This is a genomic window from Mesorhizobium sp. M0854 (genome assembly GCF_040319815.1).
GTDB lineage: Bacteria > Pseudomonadota > Alphaproteobacteria > Rhizobiales > Rhizobiaceae > Mesorhizobium.
This window is the reverse complement of record NZ_JAMYOL010000001.1, coordinates 275,914-297,230: the sequence shown is the minus strand read 5'-3', so window position 1 is coordinate 297,230 and position 21,317 is coordinate 275,914. Positions and strand designations below refer to the sequence as shown.

The 21,317-nt window shown below is 61.2% G+C and carries 18 protein-coding genes and 1 pseudogene; 15 read left to right on the top strand and 4 right to left on the bottom strand.

Annotation, left to right across the window (positions count from 1 at the left end):
• The first annotated feature begins 31 nt into the window (after window positions 1-31).
• On the top strand, window positions 32-613 hold the full coding sequence (locus tag NKH99_RS01340; protein WP_353012155.1) for a DUF1349 domain-containing protein: 582 nt from the start codon (window positions 32-34) through the stop codon (window positions 611-613).
• Between the two features lie 40 nt (window positions 614-653).
• On the opposite strand, the gene NKH99_RS01335 is transcribed toward NKH99_RS01340, so the two are convergent.
• Entirely contained in the window at window positions 654-1,406 is a 753-nt protein-coding gene (locus tag NKH99_RS01335) for an SDR family NAD(P)-dependent oxidoreductase (RefSeq protein ID WP_352469916.1), read from the bottom strand.
• A gap of 340 nt (window positions 1,407-1,746) precedes the next feature.
• Between NKH99_RS01335 and NKH99_RS01330 the strand changes: the two genes are divergently transcribed.
• Window positions 1,747-3,018, top strand: coding sequence for an O-antigen ligase family protein (locus NKH99_RS01330; RefSeq protein ID WP_353012150.1), 1,272 nt, complete (start codon window positions 1,747-1,749; stop codon window positions 3,016-3,018).
• A gap of 125 nt (window positions 3,019-3,143) precedes the next feature.
• On the opposite strand, the gene NKH99_RS01325 is transcribed toward NKH99_RS01330, so the two are convergent.
• Together NKH99_RS01325 and NKH99_RS01320 are read right to left on the bottom strand one after the other, a co-directional pair.
• Window positions 3,144-4,355, bottom strand: a complete 1,212-nt coding sequence (locus tag NKH99_RS01325; RefSeq protein WP_353012147.1) for a polysaccharide biosynthesis/export family protein — start codon at window positions 4,353-4,355, stop codon at window positions 3,144-3,146.
• A gap of 207 nt (window positions 4,356-4,562) precedes the next feature.
• A complete protein-coding gene (locus NKH99_RS01320; protein WP_023676307.1) occupies window positions 4,563-5,240 on the bottom strand; it encodes a sugar transferase in 678 nt (225 codons plus the stop codon).
• A gap of 557 nt (window positions 5,241-5,797) precedes the next feature.
• On the opposite strand from NKH99_RS01320, the gene NKH99_RS01315 reads away from it, so the two are divergent.
• The 8 genes from NKH99_RS01315 (at window position 5,798) to NKH99_RS01280 (ending at window position 14,627) form a co-directional block, all read left to right on the top strand.
• Window positions 5,798-6,118 (top strand): exopolysaccharide production repressor protein, encoded by a 321-nt coding sequence (locus NKH99_RS01315; RefSeq protein WP_352454700.1) that lies wholly within the window; start codon window positions 5,798-5,800, stop codon window positions 6,116-6,118.
• 473 nt (window positions 6,119-6,591) lie between these two features.
• Window positions 6,592-7,614, top strand: a complete 1,023-nt coding sequence (locus NKH99_RS01310) for a glycosyltransferase family 2 protein (RefSeq protein WP_352469920.1) — start codon at window positions 6,592-6,594, stop codon at window positions 7,612-7,614.
• 269 nt (window positions 7,615-7,883) lie between these two features.
• The gene (locus NKH99_RS01305) at window positions 7,884-8,285 is read left to right on the top strand and encodes a hypothetical protein (RefSeq protein WP_352469921.1); all 402 of its coding nucleotides are present in this window, start codon (window positions 7,884-7,886) and stop codon (window positions 8,283-8,285) included.
• Window positions 8,286-8,416: 131 nt separating this feature from the next.
• Window positions 8,417-9,283 carry an endo-1,3-1,4-beta-glycanase ExoK gene (gene exoK, locus NKH99_RS01300; protein ID WP_353012144.1) on the top strand — a complete coding sequence of 289 codons (867 nt, stop codon included), beginning with the start codon at window positions 8,417-8,419 and terminating at the stop codon, window positions 9,281-9,283.
• A gap of 84 nt (window positions 9,284-9,367) precedes the next feature.
• On the top strand, window positions 9,368-10,699 hold the full coding sequence (locus NKH99_RS01295) for a UDP-glucose dehydrogenase family protein (protein ID WP_352469923.1): 1,332 nt from the start codon (window positions 9,368-9,370) through the stop codon (window positions 10,697-10,699).
• A 31-nt stretch (window positions 10,700-10,730) separates the two neighbouring features.
• Entirely contained in the window at window positions 10,731-11,810 is a 1,080-nt protein-coding gene (locus NKH99_RS01290; RefSeq protein ID WP_353012141.1) for a glycosyltransferase, read from the top strand.
• Window positions 11,811-11,880: 70 nt separating this feature from the next.
• Window positions 11,881-13,167, top strand: a complete 1,287-nt coding sequence (locus NKH99_RS01285; RefSeq protein WP_353012138.1) for a glycosyltransferase — start codon at window positions 11,881-11,883, stop codon at window positions 13,165-13,167.
• The gene (locus tag NKH99_RS01280; RefSeq protein WP_352469926.1) at window positions 13,164-14,627 is read left to right on the top strand and encodes a lipopolysaccharide biosynthesis protein; all 1,464 of its coding nucleotides are present in this window, start codon (window positions 13,164-13,166) and stop codon (window positions 14,625-14,627) included. The genes NKH99_RS01285 and NKH99_RS01280 overlap by 4 nt, the downstream gene beginning before the upstream one ends.
• 222 nt (window positions 14,628-14,849) lie before the next feature.
• On the opposite strand, the pseudogene NKH99_RS01275 reads toward NKH99_RS01280, so the two are convergent.
• Window positions 14,850-15,902: pseudogene (locus NKH99_RS01275) on the bottom strand (polysaccharide pyruvyl transferase family protein); the annotation flags it as partial.
• 300 nt (window positions 15,903-16,202) lie between these two features.
• On the opposite strand from NKH99_RS01275, the gene NKH99_RS01270 reads away from it, so the two are divergent.
• From NKH99_RS01270 to NKH99_RS01250, 5 genes are all read left to right on the top strand, one after another.
• Window positions 16,203-17,375: a glycosyltransferase family protein gene (locus tag NKH99_RS01270; protein ID WP_352469927.1), complete on the top strand. Its 1,173-nt coding sequence runs from the start codon at window positions 16,203-16,205 to the stop codon at window positions 17,373-17,375.
• 11 nt (window positions 17,376-17,386) lie between these two features.
• Entirely contained in the window at window positions 17,387-18,379 is a 993-nt protein-coding gene (locus NKH99_RS01265) for a glycosyltransferase family 2 protein (RefSeq protein WP_352469928.1), read from the top strand.
• Window positions 18,379-19,329: a glycosyltransferase family 2 protein gene (locus tag NKH99_RS01260; protein WP_352681433.1), complete on the top strand. Its 951-nt coding sequence runs from the start codon at window positions 18,379-18,381 to the stop codon at window positions 19,327-19,329. Before NKH99_RS01265 ends, NKH99_RS01260 begins: the two co-directional genes overlap by 1 nt.
• Window positions 19,319-20,269 (top strand): glycosyltransferase family 2 protein, encoded by a 951-nt coding sequence (locus tag NKH99_RS01255; protein ID WP_352681431.1) that lies wholly within the window; start codon window positions 19,319-19,321, stop codon window positions 20,267-20,269. The genes NKH99_RS01260 and NKH99_RS01255 overlap by 11 nt, the downstream gene beginning before the upstream one ends.
• 75 nt (window positions 20,270-20,344) lie before the next feature.
• A complete protein-coding gene (locus NKH99_RS01250; protein WP_352681429.1) occupies window positions 20,345-21,241 on the top strand; it encodes a UTP--glucose-1-phosphate uridylyltransferase in 897 nt (298 codons plus the stop codon).
• The last annotated feature ends 76 nt before the right edge of the window (window positions 21,242-21,317 follow it).

The following is a 21,317-nucleotide window of genomic DNA, read 5'->3' as shown; positions in this document are numbered from 1 at the left end:
GCGGCAGACCAGCCAGGCAGCGAGCAAGTCGATGGCATCTGAGAATACGGACCTGACCTGGCTCAATCCGCCGCCGCACCACGCCTTCGGCAACAATACGGTGCATGTACGGACCGGTGAGGAGACCGACTTCTGGCGCGAGACGTTCTACGGCTTCTGGCGCGACAATGGCCATTTCCTCTATCGTGAGGTCGAGGGCGATTTCAGCGCCGAAGTCACGGTCAAGGGGCACTATGAGGTGCTTTACGATCAGGCCGGGCTTATGGTCCGCCTGAGCGAGACGCACTGGATCAAGGCCGGCATCGAATACACCGACGGGCTGATGTATTTTTCTGTCGTCGTCACCAACGATGCCTCCGACTGGTCGCTGGCCAGCATTCCGGCCGATCCGGACGGGGTCAGGATCCGCCTGACCCGCCATGCCGAGACGATCCGCGTCCAGTATCTGGACGTGTCCGACAAGCAATGGAAACCGGTGCGGCTTGCCTATTTCCCGCCGTCGAAAACGGTCGATGTCGGCATGATGTGCTGTTCGCCGCAGCGCGAGGGCTTCGAGGTGACATTCAGCGATTTTTCGATCGGCCCGCCGATCTCGCGAGAGCTTCACGACTAAGGCGCCGCGATCCGGTCGCGCGGTTTGCGTCCGGCCTGCCTCAGTAGGTCGCCCGGCCGCCGGAGACGTCGAAGACGGCAGCCGTCGTGAACGAGCATTCCTCGGACGCGATCCAGCAAATCAGCGCCGCCACCTCATCGACCTCGCCGAACCGCGCCATCGGTATTTTGGACAGCATGAAGTCGATGTGCTGCTGGCTCATCTGCTGGAAGATCGCGGTGCGCACGGCCGCCGGCGTGACGCAGTTCACCGTCACCCCGGTCTTGGCCAGTTCCTTGCCGAGCGACTTGGTCATGCCGATCACCGCCGCCTTGGAGGTGCTGTAGGCCGAGGCGTTCGGGTTACCTTCCTTGCCGGCAATCGAGGCGATGTTGACGATCCTGCCGTAATTGCGTTCGAGCATATGTGAGACCAGCGCCTTGTTGCAGAAGAAGACGCCGTTGATGTTGATGTCGATGACCCGGCGCCAATCCTCTACGGAATACTCCCAGGTCGTCATGTTCGGTCCGGTGATGGCAGCACTGGTGACAAGGACATCGACTGCGCCAAGCGCTTCGATCGTCTCTCCGGCGGCGGCTTCGACGGCTAGGGGGTCGGCAACATCGAGGGTCACGCTGTGCAGGCCTGGAACAATGGCCTTGGCCTGCTCGATCTGGGCGGCATCGCGATCCCATACCGAAACACGCCCGCCTTCGTCGGTGATCCTTTGCGCGACGGCCAGGCCGATGCCTGAGGCGCCGCCGGTGATAACAGCAGATCGTCCGGCAAATCGTCCCGCGAAACTCATCGGCATGTGTCTTCCTCCCAATGGGCGGCGAATGTGAAGTCAACGGCGGACAAGTTCAAGCGCGGACTTGCAACCTCAGAACAGCTTATGATGGGCCAGAACCGGTCAATTGTACGGCACTGCCTTCTGGCCAAATCGTCTCGCCCGTATGGAGAGCCCGATACGGAGAGAACGGCTGGAACGACGCGCCCGGTTGGCATCCGGGTGACAGGCGGCGCCGGATGGGTTATATTGCACTGCACAATGCGAGCGCCTGCAGGCGAGGCTCCCATCGATCCGACGGATCGGCCCACGAGCGGCCCATGAAATCGGCATTGAGCTGCAAGGACGGAAAACCGCTATCGAGATGAAGATTCCAAAATCTCTGTTGATCGATCCGGACAAGAACACGGTCTATGGCAGCTTTGCCGTTGCCGTCTCGATCTGGGCGTTTTCCTACTCGACCATTTTCGGCCAGGCCATGATCCTGGCCTACTATGCGGTCTGGCTACCGCTCATCCTGGTCGACTACCGCAAGATATTAAGGCACGCTTCCAGCGCCTGGCTTCCGCTGGCCTTCGCAACCTATGTCTGCTTCTCGGTGTTCTGGTCGGCAGCTCCCGGCACCACGGCAAGGACGGCCGTCCAATATTGCTCCCATATCGCCTGCGCCTACATTGCCGCGCGCACCGTCAGCGTCCGGACCTTGACGATAGGCGCCCTGATCGGGATTTTCGTCGTCCTGCTCTACTCGCTCAAGGTCGCGAGCTATTCCTACGACGTTCTCGATGGGACGTATAATTTCGTCGGCGCGTTCAGTTCCAAGAACCAGATCGGCTTTGTCGCATCGCTTGGCATCTATTTCTGCGTTGTCTACCTCGCCTTTCTCAGGCGCGGACGGATAAGCTGTTTGTTGATCATACCGATTGTCCTTCTATCGGGCTATCTGCTGGTGGTGTCGCATTCCGCCACTTCGATGGCATCTACCCCCGCGGTTCTCGCTCTTGTCGCCCTGCTTTCCATCGGCAAGCTGCTTTCGCTCCGCCATCGCCGGGTGATTTTCATGATCGGTGCGGGCGGGCTGGTCGCCTGCACCGTGATTGCGCTGAATCTCGGGCTGATGGACTTTGTCCTTGGCCTTTTCGGCAAGGATTCGACGCTCACCGGACGAACCTACCTCTGGCAACAGGGCTGGAATGCCGCGCAGCAATCGCCCATCCTCGGCGTCGGCTACGCGGCTTATTGGGTGCAGGGCTTCTCCGAGGCCGAGCGGCTGTGGAACGAATTCTATATCGCCGCGCGAAGCGGCTTCCACTTCCACAACACCTACATCGAGACCTTGGTGGAACTCGGCTTCGTCGGCGCGACACTGCTTTCGCTGATCATCCTGCGCACGCTCTGGGGTCACGTCTCGGCGCTGATATTCAGGACATGGCAAGCCGAGTCCGTGATTCTTGCCGGCGTCATGGTGCTTCTGTTCATCCGATCCTTCGTCGAGGTCGAGACCCTCAATCCCTACATCATGGGATCGTTCCTGCTGTACTACAGCTACTTCAAGCTGGTGAGGGTGCCGGCCGTCGCTCCTTCCCGGTGGAGCGCCGTGAACCATCTAGAGGAACCGGACGCCGTGCGAGGCTAGAGCGGGCGGATCCAGGCGGTTCGTTGCCCGAAGGCCGGCTTGTTTTCTGATCCATAAGATCCCAAACGCAAAAACCCCGCAGACCGCTGCCTGCGGGGTCGGTGCTTTGCTCCGGTGGAAAGAAGCTACTGGATGGCCAGGGGCGCCGGTTTGACCTTGATCACGTCCCCTGGCAGCACCGGCGTGTCTTCATCGGCGGTGATTTCGCTGGTCTTGCCGTCGACCACCCGCACCAGGGAAAATGATAAGGCCGCTGGTTCGTTGTTGCCGTAGAATTGCGGCATGGGGCTGCCCGACAAGGCTTCGGACATCAAGGCCTTTTCCATATTCAGCTTCAGCGTCGCCTCGTTGAGATCGGCTTCCGTCTGTTGCCGGTCGGTCGCGAGGCTGGAGTTTTGGGTGTTCTCGAGATCGATGGCGTCCTGGGTGGCCTTGCTGATCGACTGCTTGGCCGTGAGAATCGCCGTTTCGTAATCCAGGATCTGGCCCTCGAGGTCGGCGATGGTTTGCTGCGAGTTCAAAACCCGCGTGTTGACGACCAGGCCCTTTTGCGCCAGCGAGCCGATGCCGTTGAGCTGCTCCTTCGCCAGATCAACCTGCTTCTGCTGGTTGACGATCTTTTTCTGCAGCGAATCGATCTCGCTCTGCAGCAGCGCCTTCAAATCGTCGAGCGCCTGCAAGCGCAGCTTGAGTTTCTTCTGGTCGGCCGCCAGGATCGCCGTCTCATCGGCAACGATGCTGGGCAGCTTCGGATCGTCGGCCACCTCTTTCGGAACCACGAATGCCGGCTTGTCCGCCAGTTCCGCTTCGATGCGGGCGCGCTTGACGGTCAGCCTGACCAATTGGTCTTGTAATACGTCGAAATTGCCCTTCGCATTGATCAGGTCGCGGTCGTAGCGCTGCCCGCTCTCCGGGTTCCGCCGGGCTCCGCCGGCAATGCTCATCGCTTTCAGCACGGACAACCCAGGCACACAAGGATACTGGCCGGGCGATTGCACCTCGCCGGAGATGTAGAATGGCCGGTACTGTGCCATTTCGACGGAAGCCTCCGGCTTGTCGGCCAGAGCGAGCTTGCGCTGCAGCGCCTCGCCGAGCGATGCGGCGATCTCCGAAGTCGTCTTGCCGGATGCGGGCATCTCGCCGACGAAGGGAACCGACAAGGTTCCAGCGGGCCCGACCGTGTATTCTCCATTGATGGCCGACCAGTCACGGAACGTGCCTTCGACGGTCTGCCATTCCGCCACGCGAATGGTCAGCTTGTCCTGTGCTCCTAGGCGATAGTCGTCGGCGAAGGCAAACTGTGGCAAGGCGAGCGACAGCGTCAGGCCGGTCGCCATTGTAAGGCAAGTCGTCAAAAGCCGTACTCGCCGCATGCGTCTGGAGAGAATACCGGTGCAAAAAATATCGATTATATCTGCTTTCAACTGAGCGTTTCCGATCTGGTTTGCCCCGCCCGATGAGCTGCCGATGCCTGAGTTAGGGGCCTGAGTTCCAGGCCCGAATTCTGGACAGTCGCTCCTCGATGCACGGCCAGCAAGCGGCCGTCAGTAGCAGCCTCGCGACATCCAGACCGCGGGTACGGTCTTGATGATGATGCGGATGTCTTCGAACATCGACCAGTTCTCGACATAGTGCCTGTCGAATGCGACGCGGCTGTCATACGAAACATCGTTGCGTCCGCTGACCTGCCACAGCCCTGTCAGGCCGGGGCGCGATTTAAGATAATAGACGGCCGAATTGCCATAAATCTCCAGCTCATCGCGCACCACGGGACGAGGCCCGACCAGGCTCATATCCCCCTGCAGGATGTTGATGATCTGCGGCAACTCATCGAGGCTGAGCTTCCTCAGCACCGCTCCGACGCGCGTGATCCGCGGGTCGTTCTTCAACTTGCGGGTCGCTATCCATTCGGCGTTGGCCTCCGGATTCGCGGCGAGATAGGCAGCAAGCACCCGCTCGCCGTCTGGAACCATGGTGCGGAACTTGAGGCACGGAAAAATCCGTCCTCCGCGGCCGATCCGGCTGTGACCATAGAAAATCGGCCCGCCATCGGAAAACCTGACAAGCAGCGCTATCATCACGAACAGCGGGCTGAGAGCGACCAGGCCGATCAGCGAACCGACAATATCGAAGCTGCGTTTGAGCAGGCCGCCAATCGGTGGCGGAAAATCGACGCCGGCCTGCGAAAAATCCGCATCGGCCGGCTTGGCTACGTCCCTCATGCGTAAACTCCATACGTTGAACGGATGGTTTACCGCACGATACCAAAAAAATGTTGCAGCGCAACACACAATTTCCCAGACGGCTGTAATAGTCGCGTCATGAACTGACTAAATAATAAACTCGTCCTGCACAAAATTTCGCCTTTATGTCGCAAAAGAGACAGATTATGGGCAATTTTGGAAAAACTAGTCCTATTTTGGGGCTGATTTTAGGCGAATCGCTCTTTATACCCTCCTGTGGAGCTTTGCCGTCATTTAGAATTTCAAGATAATGACTGATGTTATGCTAAAATCTATTCAATATTATAAATCTTACTGGAGTGAGTCGATATCCGGCAATCAGTGGTGATGCCGACGTGTGCGTTGCACCATGGTAGAGTCGATCCCGAGGATTCGTTTAAAATTTATTCCGCAGCTGCCCTTGCCGCCTATTGCGCGGCTCAATAGAGTTGCAAATTGTTTCTGTCGGACTATGGACAGATTGGGCTAGGCCGGAAGCAACCGGCCAGAAGCGGGCAACCTAAATAAGCTCGCAGAGTTTAAGGGAGGTGCTCGGGGTGGGCTTGTCGACATTTTTTCCCGAGCCGGTTGACGGGCTATCGGGTATGTCACTGCCAAAGTTCATTATCGGAATGTGTTTTGCGCTGGCGATCGTGATCGTCTGGTCCTATTTGGGCGGCGCCTCGCTCGGTACGACGCTGTTTCGTGTCATCGGCTGCGCTATAGTCATCCAACTGGGTTATTTTCTGCTGGTCTTTGCCATGGTTGCCAGAAATGCCCCGACCCCGGCCGACAAAATCCGCGACGCTGAACGAAAGCTGAGTTCGAACGAAGCGGCCGAAGGCGAGAAACTCAGCGCCAGGAGAGGCCTTCACTGATTTCGGGCCTGGTCGCGGTCTGCGATGTCCATGTGACCTGTGGTTAAGCTCGCCGGTCCTCTGACGAATTGCTCGCCTCAACAACACCGGCAGTCGGCATTCCTGTTCTTTCAATTCCTTGACACTGCGGGCCTCGACGACACTGCGGGCCTCGACGCGCTCGCTCCGCCCCGCCGCCGTCCGGTCGGCGAGGATCAGCAACTGGTTTCTGCCAGTCGAGCGCTCTGATGGAGCGTGTAGGAACGGCTCTGCCAAGCGGCGCATTTCTGGAGCCATCCCGATTGAGGCTCGCCGCCTACCCAACCGGGCCATGACACCCAGCAAAATGAAAAACTGGACGGCGCCGATGATTTTGGCGATGCTTGCTTCGCACTTGCAGCATAGGCGTTTGGGCCGATGCATTTCAGGATGGGCGGTGGGGCATTGAGCGGACGGGGCGAGGAAATCCGCAACGGCTTCTGCAACCGAGAGGCATGTCTATGACATCATTCCAGGTCTGCGTGATCATCGCCGCCCGCAATGCGGCGCGGACAATCCCGGCTGCCATTGCATCGGCATTACGCGAGCCTGAGGTTGCGGAGGTTGTCGTCGTCGACGACGCGTCCACCGACGATACCGCGAAAGTCGCCCACGCGGCCGGCGACGGCACGGGCCGTCTTTCCGTCATCCGCTTCGACGCCAATCGCGGCCCATCCTTTGCACGCAACGCCGCGATTGCCGGTTCCAGGTCGCCGTTCATCAGCATTCTGGACGCTGATGATTTCTTTTTCGAAGGCAGGTTTCACAGACTGTTCGCCAGCACCGATTGGGATTTCGCCGCAGACAACATCATGCTTGTCAGGGATGACGCGGCAACCGACGTTTCGAAAATCGTGGCTCCACCGTTCTCGCCCGAGCCGGAATTCCTCGATTTCGAGGGTTTCATCGACGCCAACATCTCCAGGCGCCGTGTGCAACGAGGGGAACTGGGGTTCCTCAAACCCGTGATCAGCCGCGCCTTCCTCGATCGGCATGGGCTGCGCTACGACGAGAAGCTGCGCCTGGGTGAAGACTATGAACTCTATGCGCGTGCGGTTGCCCTTGGCGCGCGCTTCAAGGTCATCAAATCCTGTGGCTACGGCGCGATCGTGCGCGCCGATTCGCTGAGCGGACGGCACAAGACCCAGGACCTGAAGCATCTGGCCGATGCCGACCTGGCACTGCTTGCGATCGACAGTTTGCCGGAGGCATCGAAGGCTGCGCTGAGAAGGCACGAGCGGCACATCCGCGACAAATACCGGTTGCGGAAGTTTTTAGACGTGAAGGCTGAGCGCGGGTTGGCCCCGGCCGCGGCCTACGCCTTGGCCGGCTCGTCCAACCTCACAGCCGTCGTCCGCGGCGTTGCCTCCGACAAGCTGGATGCGCTGTTTCGCCGCGCTGGTCTCGCTGCGAAGCGTCAGCATGTGCCGCCGCTGCGCTTCCTCATGGCCGGAACCAGCACGGCCAACGAAAGCTAGGCACGTCAACGTGCGATGGCGGTAGCCACTCCCTTACCCTTCGGTCGGCTCGCACCATTTCAACGAGATTCATGAGTTTACGATCTAGGTGGTTGCCTATGCGCGCAGGGAATGGCAATCTATGTTGCGGTGCAGCAATTTTGGACGGCCAACCGAACTGGCCCGAGACATACCCTGTCGGAGGAGCTGGACGATGCAAGAAATGTCTTTTGAATGTGGACGGGCACTAAGGCCGTTCACCAGCTCGACGATGATGGGGCGCTGACTGCATGGCCTCGATCTTTCGCTTCCGGTCGAGAGATCCGGCGCGCGACACGCAGACCGACACCTCGCGCCTTGATCGGTTGGCAAAGCTGCTGGACCAGATCTCGGCCGAAGTCGAGGCGGAGAAGAGCGGCCTTGAGAACCGCTACAGGACAACGGCTACCAATGCCGCCTTTCTGGTTGAGGCGATGGAGAACGGAACGGTCTCCTCTCGCAGGTCTTCCGAAGTCGGCGAACTGACCAGGTCGATCCTGAATTGCGAGCGGCGCATCGCAGCGCTGTCGCGCCAGATGCAGAAGATGAAGGATCTCCGTCATTCGCTGGATGAAATCTTCGAAGAGAAGCGGCAGAACGGTCCCGACATAAGGACCGATTTTGTGAAGCCCGCCGATTCCGGCACAGGCTGAGCGAACACCCGGGTCGGCGCAATGGTTTTAGGCACAACACGGAGCTTGGGAGCGACAGAGGTCAAGATCAGGTTGTTTCGTCACGGTTCGAACGATCGCTTTGGGGGCGCACAGCACAAGGTGAGTTTGATATGAACGCAGATCTTAAAAGCACGCCCGCCCCGGCAACCCGAGGCACCCCGTTCACGCGCCCGATCCCAGGCAAGCTGCGGCGGCTCCGTTCAGACGGCGCGTTTCTGCTGGTCGTTCTCGGCAGTCTGGTTGCGGGCCTGGTGCCCGCCGGCGCGCAGGATCTCCCAACCGCGCCGTCCTTTGTCGATGATTTCACCAGCCTCAGTCGCGCGCGCTGGTACATTTCCGACGGCTGGACGAACGGCAAGCATCAGAACTGCACCTGGTCCAAAAGCCTGATCGAGCTTTCCGACGGCATGCTGACGCTCGGTTTCGAGAAGCGCAAGCTGAAGGATCGCGAATTCGCCTGCGCCGAGATCCAGACCAAGCAGCGCTTCGGCTACGGCACCTACGAGGCGCGGATGAAGACCGACACGGGCTCTGGCGTCAACGCGGCATTCTTCAGCTTCGTCGGCGATGCCGACAAGCAGCCGCATGATGAAATCGACTTCGAGGTGCTGACCAAGGACACGTCCAAGGTCCAGGTCAATGCCTACATAGCCGGCAAAGGCAAGAACGAGAAACTGGTCGACGTCGCCGGCGGCACCGACAAGGCCTTCAACGACTACGCCTTCGTCTGGGAAAAGGACCGGCTGCGCTGGTACGTCAACGGCAAGCTTGTCCACGAGATCACCGATCCGGCGAAGCTGCCCACCCATTCGCAAAGGATCTATTTCAGCCTGTGGGGCAGCGATACGATGAAGGGGTGGATGGGGCCGTTCTCGGATCCGGGCCGCAAGCTCACCATGCAGGTGGATCGTGTTGCATTCACCGCACTTGGCCAGCCCTGCCAATTCCCCGAATCGCTGGCATGCAACACAAACTAGAAGCGCATCTGAACCGGCCGGGCCGAAGGTGGTCGGAAAACCGAAGCTCGAACAGGCCCGAAGCCTTGAACAGGGATGAACCGAATGAATTTGACTGTCTTTGGAATCGGCTATGTCGGTCTTGTACAGGCGGCGGTGCTTGCCGAAGTCGGCCATCAGGTGGTCTGCGTCGACATCGATGCAAAAAAGGTCGAGCGACTCAACCAGGGTCATGTCCCGATCTTCGAGCCTGGGCTCGAAAACATCGTCAAGGAGAACCATGCCGCCGGCCGCATCAAGTTCACCACCGACGCCGCCGCGGCGATCAAGCATGGCCAGATCCAGATGATCGCCGTCGGCACGCCGCCGGGCGAGGATGGTTCGGCCGACCTCAAATATGTGCTGGCCGTCGCCGAGGCCATCGGTCGTGAGATGGACGAGCCCAAGATCGTCGTCGGCAAGTCGACCGTGCCCGTCGGCACCTGCGAAAGGATAAAGGCCAGGATCGCCGCAACGCTGAAGGCGCGCGGGCGCGAGGATCTGGCTTTCGACGTCGCCTCCAATCCGGAATTCCTCAAGGAAGGGTCCGCTGTGAGCGACTGTATGAAGCCCGACCGGATCATCGTCGGCACCAGCAACGAGGACACCGAGGCGGTGATGCGCGAGCTCTACGCGCCGTTCAACCGCAACCACGAAAAGATGATCGTCATGGATGTGCGCAGTGCCGAGTTCACCAAATACGCGGCCAATTGCATGCTGGCGACCAAGATCAGCTTCATGAATGAAATGGCCAACCTGGCCGAGCAACTGGGCGCCGACATCGAGGAAGTCCGCAAGGGCATCGGCAGCGACCCGCGGATCGGCTACCACTTCATCTATCCGGGCCTCGGCTATGGCGGCTCGTGTTTCCCGAAGGATGTGCGTGCCCTGATCAAGACCGCCGAGGCCGTCAAGTTCGACGCCAAGCTGCTGCGTGCCGTCGAGGAGCGCAACAACCAGCAGAAGTCGGTCCTGTTCGAGAAGGTGGACCGCTATTTCAAGGGCAATCTCAAAGGCAAGACATTTGCGCTGTGGGGCTTGGCCTTCAAACCCAATACCGACGACATGCGCGAGGCCCCGGCCCGCACGCTGATGGAAGCGCTCTGGGCCGCCGGTGCCAATGTCCAGGCCTACGATCCCGAGGCGATGCAGGAATGCCAGGCGATCTACGGGCTCCGCGATGACCTGCAACTGTGCGGCACCAAGGAGGCCGCGCTGCGAGGCGCCGATGCGCTCTTGATCGTGACCGAGTGGAAAAGCTTCAGCGCGCCGTCTTTCGATGCGCTGAAGAACGCGCTGACCACGCCCGTTATCTTCGACGGACGCAATCTCTACGACCCCAAGGTCATCGCCCGCCACGGCATCGAATACCACAGCATCGGCAGAATGGCGGCGTGACGCTAGGGCGGTCCAGCAAGGAGCCAGGTCCATGAAAGTTCTGTTTGCGGGCGGTAACGGCTACACGCCGCAGTTCAGCGGTGGCGTTCAGTCGAGCACGCATCATCTGGTCGAGCAGCTGCGCGAGCACGGTCATGACGCCTCGGTTTTGGCGGCGCTGTTCGGTGACGGCATGTTCGGCTTCAAGGCGCGCGCCAAGATGAAGCTGCTTCGCCAGCGAGCGGTCATCGACAGCTATCCCGGCTATCCGGTCGTGCGGGCATGGTTTCCCTGGGAGGCGGCGCGCTTCGCGGTCGAACGGCTCGATCCCGATGTCGCCGTCGTGCAGTGCCACAAATCGGTGCCGATCGGAAAGGCGCTGCAGGCGCTCGGACTACCGCTGGTGGTCTATCTGCGGAACGTCGAATTCCACGAACTGGCCGGCGACCTGCGCGAATTGCATTCGGCGCTTTATATCGCCAATTCCGAATTCACCGCGCGCACCTATAAGGAAAGGTTCGGCATCGACTCGACCGTGATCCCGCCGACCATCAATCCCGGGCTCTACAGCACGCCGACCACCGGTGAATTCGTCACGCTGATCAATCCTTACAACGAAAAAGGGTTCGAACTCGCCGTGCGCATCGCCGGCCAATGCCCCGAAATTCCGTTCCTGTTCGTCGAAAGCTGGAAGCTCGACGACGACCATCGGGCGCAGATCGAACAGATCATCGCCCCGCTGCGCAACGTCAGGCTGGAAAGCCGCACCAGCGACATGAAGACCGTCTATGGCCGCACCAAGATCCTGCTGGCGCCCAGCAAATGGGAAGAGGCCTGGGGGCGGGTGGCATCCGAGGCCCATTGCAGCGGCATTCCAGTCGTCGGGTCCCGTCGCGGCGGCCTGCCGGAAGCGATTGGCGCCGGCGGCGTGGTGCTCGACTATGACGCACCGCTCGACGACTGGGTCGCCGCGGTCAGGCGACTATGGAGCGACAAGGCCGAGTACGACCGTCTGTCGGCGGCGGCGCAGCTGTTTTCGGAGCGGCCGCAAATGAACCCCGACAGCCAGTTCGCGACTTTTCTCGGCGTTCTCGACCGCGCCAGGCAAGGCGCGCTGGAGCGTGCCGCCTGATGTATTTCGTCCAACGCCATGCATGTCGCCTAAAAGCCGGCTCTCGCGCCTGACCAGGGTGGGAGCTGCTTTGGGACAACGACACGCACAACCCCAGACGCTTGAGGCGCCTCGCACGGCGGCGACGGGCGTCATCCCTCATCCGCGCGAGCAGATCGCCGACCGGCCTCGAAAGATCGTCCATTCGATGAAGATTTGCTTCGTAGTTGATAAGTTCCCCTCTTTGTCGGAGACCTTCGTCCTCGACCAGATAGAAGGGTGCCTCGAGCGCGGCATGCAAGTCGGCGTCGTCTGCAACGAGACGTCCTTCGGCAAGGACAGCAACATCGACGATCGCCGCTGGCAGGGTCTCCCTGGCAAGGTCGTCTGCTGGTGGGGCGGGCTGGGGCGCTTTCGCCCGACGCTCAGGAGATGGTCGGGCAGGTTCTGGGATAAGCTCTCGACCGCTGTCGACATCGCTTTTGCGCGCAAGTTGCAGAACGCCGATGTGATCGTCGCGCATTTCGGCAATAACGGCATGCGCGTCGCCCGCGCCATGAAACGAGGCCGGATTTCCGCTCCGCTGGTGACCATATTCCACGGCCGCGATGTCGGCGAACCGCTGCATGACAACACGCTCACGCGCTACAAGGTTGTCTTCGACAAGGGCGTTCTCCAGCTCCCGGTGAACGCGTTTTTCCGCGACGCCCTGATCGGCGTCGGCGCACCCCCGGCGCAAGTCATGGTTCACCATATGGGCGTGCGGCCCGGTGAGATCGGCTACCATTGGCGTTCCTGGGACCGGGACACGCTGTCCTTCATCTCGGTCTGCCGGCTGACCGAAAAGAAGGGCATCGAATTCGCCCTTCGGGCGCTCGCCAGCCTGCCGCGGCGCGACTGGGTCTATTCGGTGATTGGCGGCGGCGAATTGCTGGAAGAGTTGAAGAAGCTCGCCGCAAATCTCGGCATTGCCGACCGGGTGACTTTCCTCGGGCCGCGTCCGCATGCCGAGGTCAAGCAGCGCCTGCGCAATGCCCACGTATTCCTGCTGCCTAGCGTAGCCGCGCGAGACGGCGATCTCGAGGGTATTCCGGTGGCGCTGATGGAAGCTATGGCCGCCGGGCTGATCGTCGTCAGCACCTATCACTCGGGCATCCCCGAACTGATCGAGGATCAGGAGACAGGCTTCCTCGCACCGGAGCGAGACGTTGCGGCGTTGGCCCGCAAGCTTGTCTGGGTGGCAGAGAACCCGGACAAATGCGAGCGCATCGCATATGCGGCGCGCCGCAAGATCGAGCAGGATTTCAACGCGGACGTACTCAACGAACGTTTTGCGCAGATCGTTGCTCAACTGGCCGAAGCCAGGCAGCCGGCATGAACGCCAACCCGCCCCCCCAGTTCGGTCGCGTCGCCCTGCGCGGCGGCATGGTGACGATCGGCGCGCAAGGCTTCAAGATGGCGATCCAGTTTCTCTCGGTCATCGTGCTTGCCCGTCTGCTCGTGCCCGAGGATTTCGGCCTGGTGGCTTCCGTCGGGCCGATCGTGGCCTTTGTCGGGCTGCTTCAAAATCTTGGCCTGCAACAGGCTGTGGTCCAGCGCAAGGATATCAGCACCGAGCAGCTCAACCAGGTATTCTGGATCAGTGCGCTGGTGGGGATGGGCAGTGCCGTGGTGGTTGCATGCCTGGCGCCCGCCATCGCTGCCTTCTATGGCGATCAACGCATGGTCGGGATCACCATCGGCTCTGCCTTGCCGCTGCTGCTTGGCAGCCTCGCCGCGGTGCCGCTGGCGCTGATGAACCGTCACTTGCGCTTTGGCCAACTCGCGCTGAACGACGTGATAACCGCCGCTGCCGGACTTGCGACTACCGCAATCGCCGCCTATGCGGGGCTGGGCTACTGGTCGCTGGTCATTGGCCCGGCGGTTTCGGCTGTTGTCGCGCTGGCCGCGGCATGGCAGGTGGCGCGCTGGACGCCGTCGCGGCCGGACCTGAAGGTCGATACCGACATATTGTCCTTCGGCGCCAATCTGACCGGCTTCAATCTGGCCAACTTCTTCTCGCGCAATCTCGACAACATCCTGATCGGAAAATATTCGGGCGCGATCGAGCTCGGCTATTATGACCGCGCCTACAAGCTCCTGCTGTTTCCGCTGCAGAACATCAACCAGCCGCTGACACGCGTGATGGTGCCGCTGCTGAGTCGCATCCATGAGGACAAGGCGCGGTTTCGCGACATCTATGTGCGAACCAATTGGATGCTGGCGGCCATCACTATGCCCGGCATCGCGGCGCTGACGCTGACGTCGGACCAGGTCGTCGGGCTTCTCTTCGGCGAGCGCTGGACGGCGGTGGCGCCGATCTTCGCCTGGCTGGGCATCGCCAGCCTGATCCAGTCCGTCTCGAGCACCACCGGCTGGATCTTCATCTGCCAGGGCAAGACCAAGACCATGTTCCACTGGGGCATCTACTCGTCGCTGACGACGGTCGCCGCCTTCATCATCGGCCTGCACTGGGGCGCCGTCGGTGTCGCGGCGGCCTACGCGATCAGCGGTTATGTGCTGCGCGTCCCGGTACTTGCCGTTCTTGTCCACCGGGTCGGCCCGGTGACCGCAGCCGACTTCCTGGTCATGCAGGGACTATTCATCGCGTCGTCGCTGCTTGCCTGGTCCGTGTACCGCGAGTTGCCGGCATCGCTGACCAGCCAGTCAGACCTGCTCGCGGTGGTCCTGGCGGGTGCCCTCAATTATTCGATCGGCCTGGTCCTCATGCTCGCCCTTCGCCAGTCGCGCAGCGCCCTGTTCACCACGCTTTCCAGCGCCATGCGCAACGCCCGCTAGGCCGGCAATCACCGGCCTCAAAAGCTCACCTGCCGACATCGCCGACGCATGCTCCTCAAGCACTGCCTGAAGGCTCGTCCTGCGATAGAGGTCGAGATTGGCGGTAAGTCTGCCGAGCTTCGCGCTCGCTTCCTCGGGCGTCACCGTGTCGATGTCGAGCAGCAGGTCGGCGACGCCGATCCGCTTGGCAAGTTCCTTGGTCTTGAATTCATAGGCAATCGGCAGCACCGGCGTGCCGACGCAGAGCGACATGATCATCATGTGCATGCGCGTTGCGACGACGAAGTCGAAGCCTTTCACCAGTGCCATCAGTTGCTCCGGCGTGTGGAACGAAGCGTCCACGCTGACATGCTTGGCGATCTCCGGATCGAGTTCGGCAACGATAGCCCGCGCCGTCTTGGAATCATCATGGGCGTATTCCGGCACGCCCTGGCAGGTGGAGACGAAGGTGACCTCCTTGGCGTGGTCCCTGACCAGGATGGTCGCGATCGCGCGGATCGAGTCGATGTAGCGGCGCATGCCGCCCTCGCCGTCGCTGACATAGTTCCAGTGACGGACGGAAATGGCGACGCGGCCGGTGACGGTCGCCGACTGGCAGGAGGCCAGAATTTTTCCGATCCTGTCAGTATCGGCCAGGGCAAAGACGGCGTCGGCCACGACGTGGCATTTGCCGGGGTCTTTCACCATGTCCACAATGTGGCCTCGCGAACGTTCGTCGCGCAGCAGGATGAGCGGGCTCCGGTCGAAGATCGGGCTCAACTCCTGGCGATTGTAACTTTTGTTGAACGGGCCGAGCGATTGCGTGAAGAAGACGGGGTCCTTGCCCAGAATCGCGTCGATCCGGAATTGATTAAGTCGCCGTTCCAGATTGTAAGTCTCGACAAGATAGGTTCCGCCTGTCGTGACCACGAGGTCGGCGTCTTTGTAGATATCGAGACCACGGCGATTGCTTGAGCTGAACAAACGCCCGAGAACGCCGCGGGTGCCGAACCGCCGCAGGGCATTGAGGACGAGCCGATTGTAGATCGGCTTGAACAGGTTCTTCAGCCCGCTGCCGTATTTGTAGCGGAACAGAGATTCCGACAGCAGCTTGTGAAATTCGAGATCAGGATACTCTTTCTTCGTGTAGAGCCTCGCCGCCACCTCCGGCTGGCTGTCGAAGACGTAGAACTGGATATCGTCTTGCACGATCGTCTTGAAAACATGGCGGATCGCCAGGAGAATCGCTGCATCCCCGGTATTCAGGCAGACGGTGTTTTCAACCGCGATCTTCATGGAATGACCTCATTTCGTGAGTAGTCCCGTGCTTCCATCGACGGGTGCGAAGGGCGATTGCAGGCGGGTTGGCCGAAAATGCTGCACGCCAAGGATGGTCCTCGCGTCGTGATTATTGGCGCGCAGCCCGATGGCAGGCCAACGCGCGGTCCATGTGGCCCAAGCAGAGCGAGATTAACCCATCGATTTTGCAGTGCAACAAAAAACGAGGATTTTTGCTACGCTGCAACCAAAAATGTTGCGATGCAGCAAGAGCTGTACTAGCATTGTCGCGGGCGGGCCAACAGCGGTCGAGTTTTCATGCTGCATGTCTTGTACTTGGTACACGACGTCTCCGACCCGGCAGTGCGCCGGCGGATCATAATGCTCAAGGCAGGCGGCGCCCAGGTTACGCTGGCGGGCTTTCGTCGTACGGCAAGCGCAGTTGCTGATGTCGAGGGCTTGCAGCCGATCGATCTCGGGCCGACTCGTGATGGCCGATTCGCCCAACGTCTGGCCGCGATCATGAAGGCAGTTGTCTCGACCGGCTCGAAGCTGAGCTCAATGCCACGGCCCGACCTCATTGTCGCGCGCAATCTGGAAATGCTGGCGCTTGCCCGCCGCGCCAGGTCGGCTTTCCAGGCAACGGTGCCGATCGTCTACGAGTGCCTGGATATCCATCGCCTGCTGCTTCGCGACGATCCGCTGGGATGGGCGATGCGCGGCGCAGAACGCTTCCTGGCTAGGGATGTGAAGCTTCTGGTGACCAGCTCTCCGGCCTTCATCGCCAACTATTTCAAGCCGTTCGGGCAGATTGCCGCCCCGGTCGAACTGCTCGAAAACAAGTATTTCGAGCCAGCCGCGGCCTCGCTGGATGACCGCGCGGCACCGGAGAACCCCGTTGCGCCGCCTTGGCGGATCGGCTGGTTCGGGGCGCTTCGCTGCCGTCGCTCCCTGGAGCTTCTGGCCGAATTTTCGCGCCGCCTCGACGGCCGCTTTGAAATCGTCCTCAGGGGCCGCCCGGCGCTGTCCGAATTTCCCGATTTCCACGGTTTCGTCGAATCGGAACCCTGGCTCTCGTTTGGCGGGCCCTACCGCAATCCCGAGGATATGGCGGCGATCTACCGCGAGGTTCACTTTTCCTGGGCCATCGACTTTTTTGAGCAGGGCCTGAACTCCGAATGGCTGCTGCCCAACCGGCTCTATGAGGGCTGCCGCTTCGGAGCCGTGCCGATTTCGATGGGAGCCACCGAAACCGGCCGGTTCCTCGACCGGCAAGGCATAGGGGTTCTTTTGCCAGAAGCGACGCCCGAGGCGCTCGAAGCCGCCGTCGGCACGATGGAGCAGCATCGGTTCGGGACATTGAGGGCGCGTGTTCTCGCCCGCAATCCGCGCACCTGGAGCTACGACCGCGCCGATTGTCGGGCGCTCGTCGAAAAGCTCCGCGGGCTGACTGCGGCTCCCGGTCCATATGCTGCCGAAGCATTGGCATAGAAGGACTGCCGATGACGCAAACCGAAATTCCATCCTGCACGATCGTGGTTCCGTGCCTGAACGAAGCGGCCCATATCGGCGCGTTGCTTCGAGAGCTCCGCCCTGCGGCCGAGAGGCTGGGCGCCGTGATCATCGTTGCCGATGGCGGCAGCACGGACGGCACCAGGACGATCGTCGCGGACATCGCCGCAAAAGATCAGCGGGTGATCCTGCTGCACAATGAAAAGCGCTTGCAGAGCGCGGCAATCAATCTCGCCGTCGCCAGGTTCGGGGAAGGCGTCGACTATCTCATTCGCATCGACGCGCATGGCGGCTATCCTGCGGATTATTGCGACCGGCTGGTCGAAGAAGCGCAGGCCACCGGTGCGGATTCGGTCGTCGTCTCGATGCTGACCAGTGGCAGCGGCATGGTTCAGAAAGCAGCGGCAGCGGCGCAGAACTCCAGGCTCGGCACCGGCGGTTCCAAGCACCGGCATCTTTCGGCGGGAGAATGGGTCGATCATGGCCACCACGCACTGATACGGATATCGGCCTTCACCGCGGTCGGCGGCTATGACGAAACGTTCAGCCATAATGAGGATGCCGAACTCGACTATCGGCTCCGCCAGGCCGGTTACCGCATCTGGATGACCGGCAAGACGCAAATGGTCTACTACCCGCGTTCCTCGCTGAAGGGCCTCTATTTTCAGTATCTCGGCTATGGCCGTGGCCGGGCGAAGAACGTTCTCAAGCACCGCATGATCCCGAAGATCCGGCAGATGGTGCCGCTTCTAGTGTTCCCCGTGGTTCTTCTCGCCGCCTTTTCCTTCGTCCACTGGCTGGCGGCCGTGCCGCTTTTGCTATGGGCGTCGGTCTGCCTCGGCTACGGCTTTTGGACCGCTCTCAGCCAGCGCAAAGCCGACATTGCCCTTGCCGGCGTCTCGGCAATGGTCATGCATTTCGGCTGGTCGGTCGGTTTCTGGCTGCAACTGCTCGCACCGCGACCGCAGCGCGGGGTAGCGTGATGGACCCGGTCAGGAAAAATCGAAGCATCGATATCTGCGTCTGCACATTTCGCCGGCCGGAGCTTGCCGACACGCTTCGCTCCATAGCGGCCATGGATATGCCCGCGGGATTCGACGTCGGTGTTATCATCGCGGACAACGACGATACGCCGACGGCCGAACAGATGGTGACGACGCTGGCTGCGGAGTTGAAGCTGCCAATGACCTACCGGCACGCCCCGGCCCGCAACATCTCGATAGCGCGCAACGCTTGCCTCGATGCCAGTGCGGCGGATTTCGTCGCCTTTATCGACGACGACGAGACGGCCACCGCTGGCTGGCTTGCCGAACTGGTGGCGACGGCGGAAGCAACAGGTGCTGCGACGGTGCTTGGGCCGGTGCAAGCCCGTTACCTGCCGGATGCGCCCGCCTGGATGCGCAAAGGCGATTTCCACTCGACCTTGCCGGTCTGGGTGAGCGGCGAAATCCGCACCGGCTACACCTGCAACGTCCTGCTCAGGATTGGCGCTGAGAGCCTGCGCGGCCGGCGCTTCAGCCTGGCACGTGGCCAGACCGGCGGCGAAGATACGGAATTCTTCGACCAGATGGTCAAGGCCGGCGGCCGCATCGCCTTTTCGCCGGAGGCTTGGGTCGACGAAGCGGTGCCACCTGCCAGGGCGGCATTCGACTGGCTCGGCCGCCGCCGGTTCCGCGTTGGGCAGACGCATGGTCATCTTCTGGGGCGCAACGCACACGGCCTTGCCCGGCTCAAGCAGGTCGGCATTGCCGCGGCAAAGGCCGCCTACAGTTTCCTGTCGGCAATTCCGGTCGCCATCGACCCCGTACGTCGGAACCGCAGCGTGCTTCGCGGCATTATGCATGTCGGCGTCGTCAGCGGCCTCGTCGGGGTTCGTGAAATCCGCCAATACGGCCTGTCTTCGCCGCAGCAAGGGGGCAAGCGTGCAGCCTGACGTGAGCTTCGTGATTGCCGCCTACAATGCCGAGGCGACCATCGATCGGGCGATTGCCAGCGCCGTCGCCCAGCGCAATATCAGCGTCGAGGTCATCGTCGTCGACGACAAGTCGCGCGACCGGACGCTCGACCTGGCGAGATCCTACCCCGAAGACATCGTACGCGTTGTCGCGCTTGAGCAAAACCGTGGCCCCGGCGGCGCCAGGAATGCCGGCCTTGAGCTTGCCCGCGGCAGGTGGGTCGCGGTCCTAGATTCGGACGACGCGGTCTATCCCGGGCGAATCTGCACCATGATCGAGCGCGCGGAGAAAGCGGGCGCCGAGATCGCGGTCGATAATCTGCAGGTCGTTCGCGAGGATGGCGTTGCCGAAGAGACGATGTTCCCGGCCGACTATCTGGAAGGCCTCGGTTCAATCTCGCTGGCGGATTTCATCGGCGGTAACGTCCTCTTCGAATCGAGGTTCAATCTCGGCTACCTCAAGCCGATCTTCCAGCGCCGGTTCCTGAACGAGAACGGGCTTCGTTACGATGAAAGCCTGATCATTGGCGAAGACTATATCCTCCTGGCCAGTGCTCTGGCTAAAGGCGGCAAATGCGTCGTCGAGCCGACGACGGGCTATATCTACCACATTCGCACCGGTTCCATCTCCCGGGTGCTCGAACTTCATCACGTCGAGGCGATGCGCAGGGCCGATGCCACCTTCGCCGCGACCCATTCCATGGATGCTGCGGCCGAGGCGGCGTTCGCCAGGCGCGCTCGCAGCCTGCGCCGGGCGGCATCATTCCTGTCGCTGGTCCAGCACATCAAGGCGCGGTCCCCGCTCAAGGCGATATGGACGGCGCTCAGCGATCCGGCGGCGGTTCGGCATATGAGCATGCCGATCGCCGTCCGGCTGCGAAGGGTAGCGGCACAGTTTGCCGTGGTGGCGGGGAGGTGAAGGGCTGCAGGTGAATGAAGACAGTTTCGCCGCCTGCGACAGGGTTGAAATCGATCTCCTCAGAAGGAACATGCAATGAAAAAAGTCAGGAAGGCAGTCATACCGGTGGCGGGGCTCGGAACGCGGTTCCTGCCGGCGACCAAGTCCATGCCGAAGGAAATGCTGCCGGTGGTCGACAGGCCTGTCGTGCAATATGCGGTTGACGAGGCGTTCGAGGCCGGCATCGAGCACATCGTCTTCGTCACCGGCCGCAACAAGGCGGTGATCGAGGACTATTTCGACCTGCATCCTGAACTGATCGGAACCCTGGAGCAGAGCGGCAAGAAGGCGCAACTCGAATCGCTTGAAAGCCTGCTTCCCGTCGCCGGCGCCACGAGCTTCATCCGCCAGCAGTCGCCGCAAGGCCTCGGCCATGCCGTCTGGTGCGCGCGCGAAGTCATCGGTGACGAGCCCTTCGCGTTGCTGTTGCCGGACATGGTATCCTTTGGCGGGCGCGGCTGTCTCGCCGAAGTCGCCGATCTTTATGCGCAGACTGGCGCAAACGTTATTGCCGTCGAGCGTTGCGACCCGACCGAGACCAGCAAATACGGCATTGTCGGGCGCGGCGCGGATGTCGGCACGGGCTTCGAGGTGACGGCCATGGTCGAAAAGCCGGCTCCTGCCAACGCGCCGTCGAACTTCTACATCAACGGCCGCTACATCCTGCAGCCCGAGATATTCTCGTTGCTTGCCAGCCAGCAACGCGGCGCCGGAAACGAGATCCAGCTGACCGACGCAATGGTGCGTCTCGCACAGACCCAGGCCTTCTTCGCCCAGCCTTTCGACGGCCGCATGTTCGACTGCGGTTCGAAGGAGGGTTTCATCCAGGCCAATATCGCTTTCGCGCTGGCGCGGGAGGACATGAAGGGCCCGATCTTCGAGATGCTGCAGGAATTCGTCCGGTCGCATCAGCGTCGGGAAGAAGCCGCATAATGTCCATTTTTTCGAGGCATTGTGGGTGCGGCTGATGACGCAGGACAGGCCGTTGCGCCGCGCGTAACGCGCACTG

What these genes read in the sequence shown, in the direction of transcription:
- NKH99_RS01340 (WP_353012155.1), top strand. Translation starts at nt 32, where the DNA reads ATGGCATCTGAGAATACGGACCTGACCTGGCTCAATCCGCCGCCGCAC.
- NKH99_RS01335 (WP_352469916.1), bottom strand. Translation starts at nt 1,406, where the DNA reads ATGCCGATGAGTTTCGCGGGACGATTTGCCGGACGATCTGCTGTTATC.
- NKH99_RS01330 (WP_353012150.1), top strand. Translation starts at nt 1,747, where the DNA reads ATGAAGATTCCAAAATCTCTGTTGATCGATCCGGACAAGAACACGGTC.
- NKH99_RS01325 (WP_353012147.1), bottom strand. Translation starts at nt 4,355, where the DNA reads ATGGCGACCGGCCTGACGCTGTCGCTCGCCTTGCCACAGTTTGCCTTC.
- NKH99_RS01320 (WP_023676307.1), bottom strand. Translation starts at nt 5,240, where the DNA reads ATGAGGGACGTAGCCAAGCCGGCCGATGCGGATTTTTCGCAGGCCGGC.
- NKH99_RS01310 (WP_352469920.1), top strand. Translation starts at nt 6,592, where the DNA reads ATGTCTATGACATCATTCCAGGTCTGCGTGATCATCGCCGCCCGCAAT.
- NKH99_RS01305 (WP_352469921.1), top strand. Translation starts at nt 7,884, where the DNA reads ATGGCCTCGATCTTTCGCTTCCGGTCGAGAGATCCGGCGCGCGACACG.
- exoK (WP_353012144.1), top strand. Translation starts at nt 8,417, where the DNA reads ATGAACGCAGATCTTAAAAGCACGCCCGCCCCGGCAACCCGAGGCACC.
- NKH99_RS01295 (WP_352469923.1), top strand. Translation starts at nt 9,368, where the DNA reads ATGAATTTGACTGTCTTTGGAATCGGCTATGTCGGTCTTGTACAGGCG.
- NKH99_RS01290 (WP_353012141.1), top strand. Translation starts at nt 10,731, where the DNA reads ATGAAAGTTCTGTTTGCGGGCGGTAACGGCTACACGCCGCAGTTCAGC.
- NKH99_RS01280 (WP_352469926.1), top strand. Translation starts at nt 13,164, where the DNA reads ATGAACGCCAACCCGCCCCCCCAGTTCGGTCGCGTCGCCCTGCGCGGC.
- NKH99_RS01270 (WP_352469927.1), top strand. Translation starts at nt 16,203, where the DNA reads ATGCTGCATGTCTTGTACTTGGTACACGACGTCTCCGACCCGGCAGTG.
- NKH99_RS01265 (WP_352469928.1), top strand. Translation starts at nt 17,387, where the DNA reads ATGACGCAAACCGAAATTCCATCCTGCACGATCGTGGTTCCGTGCCTG.
- NKH99_RS01260 (WP_352681433.1), top strand. Translation starts at nt 18,379, where the DNA reads ATGGACCCGGTCAGGAAAAATCGAAGCATCGATATCTGCGTCTGCACA.
- NKH99_RS01250 (WP_352681429.1), top strand. Translation starts at nt 20,345, where the DNA reads ATGAAAAAAGTCAGGAAGGCAGTCATACCGGTGGCGGGGCTCGGAACG.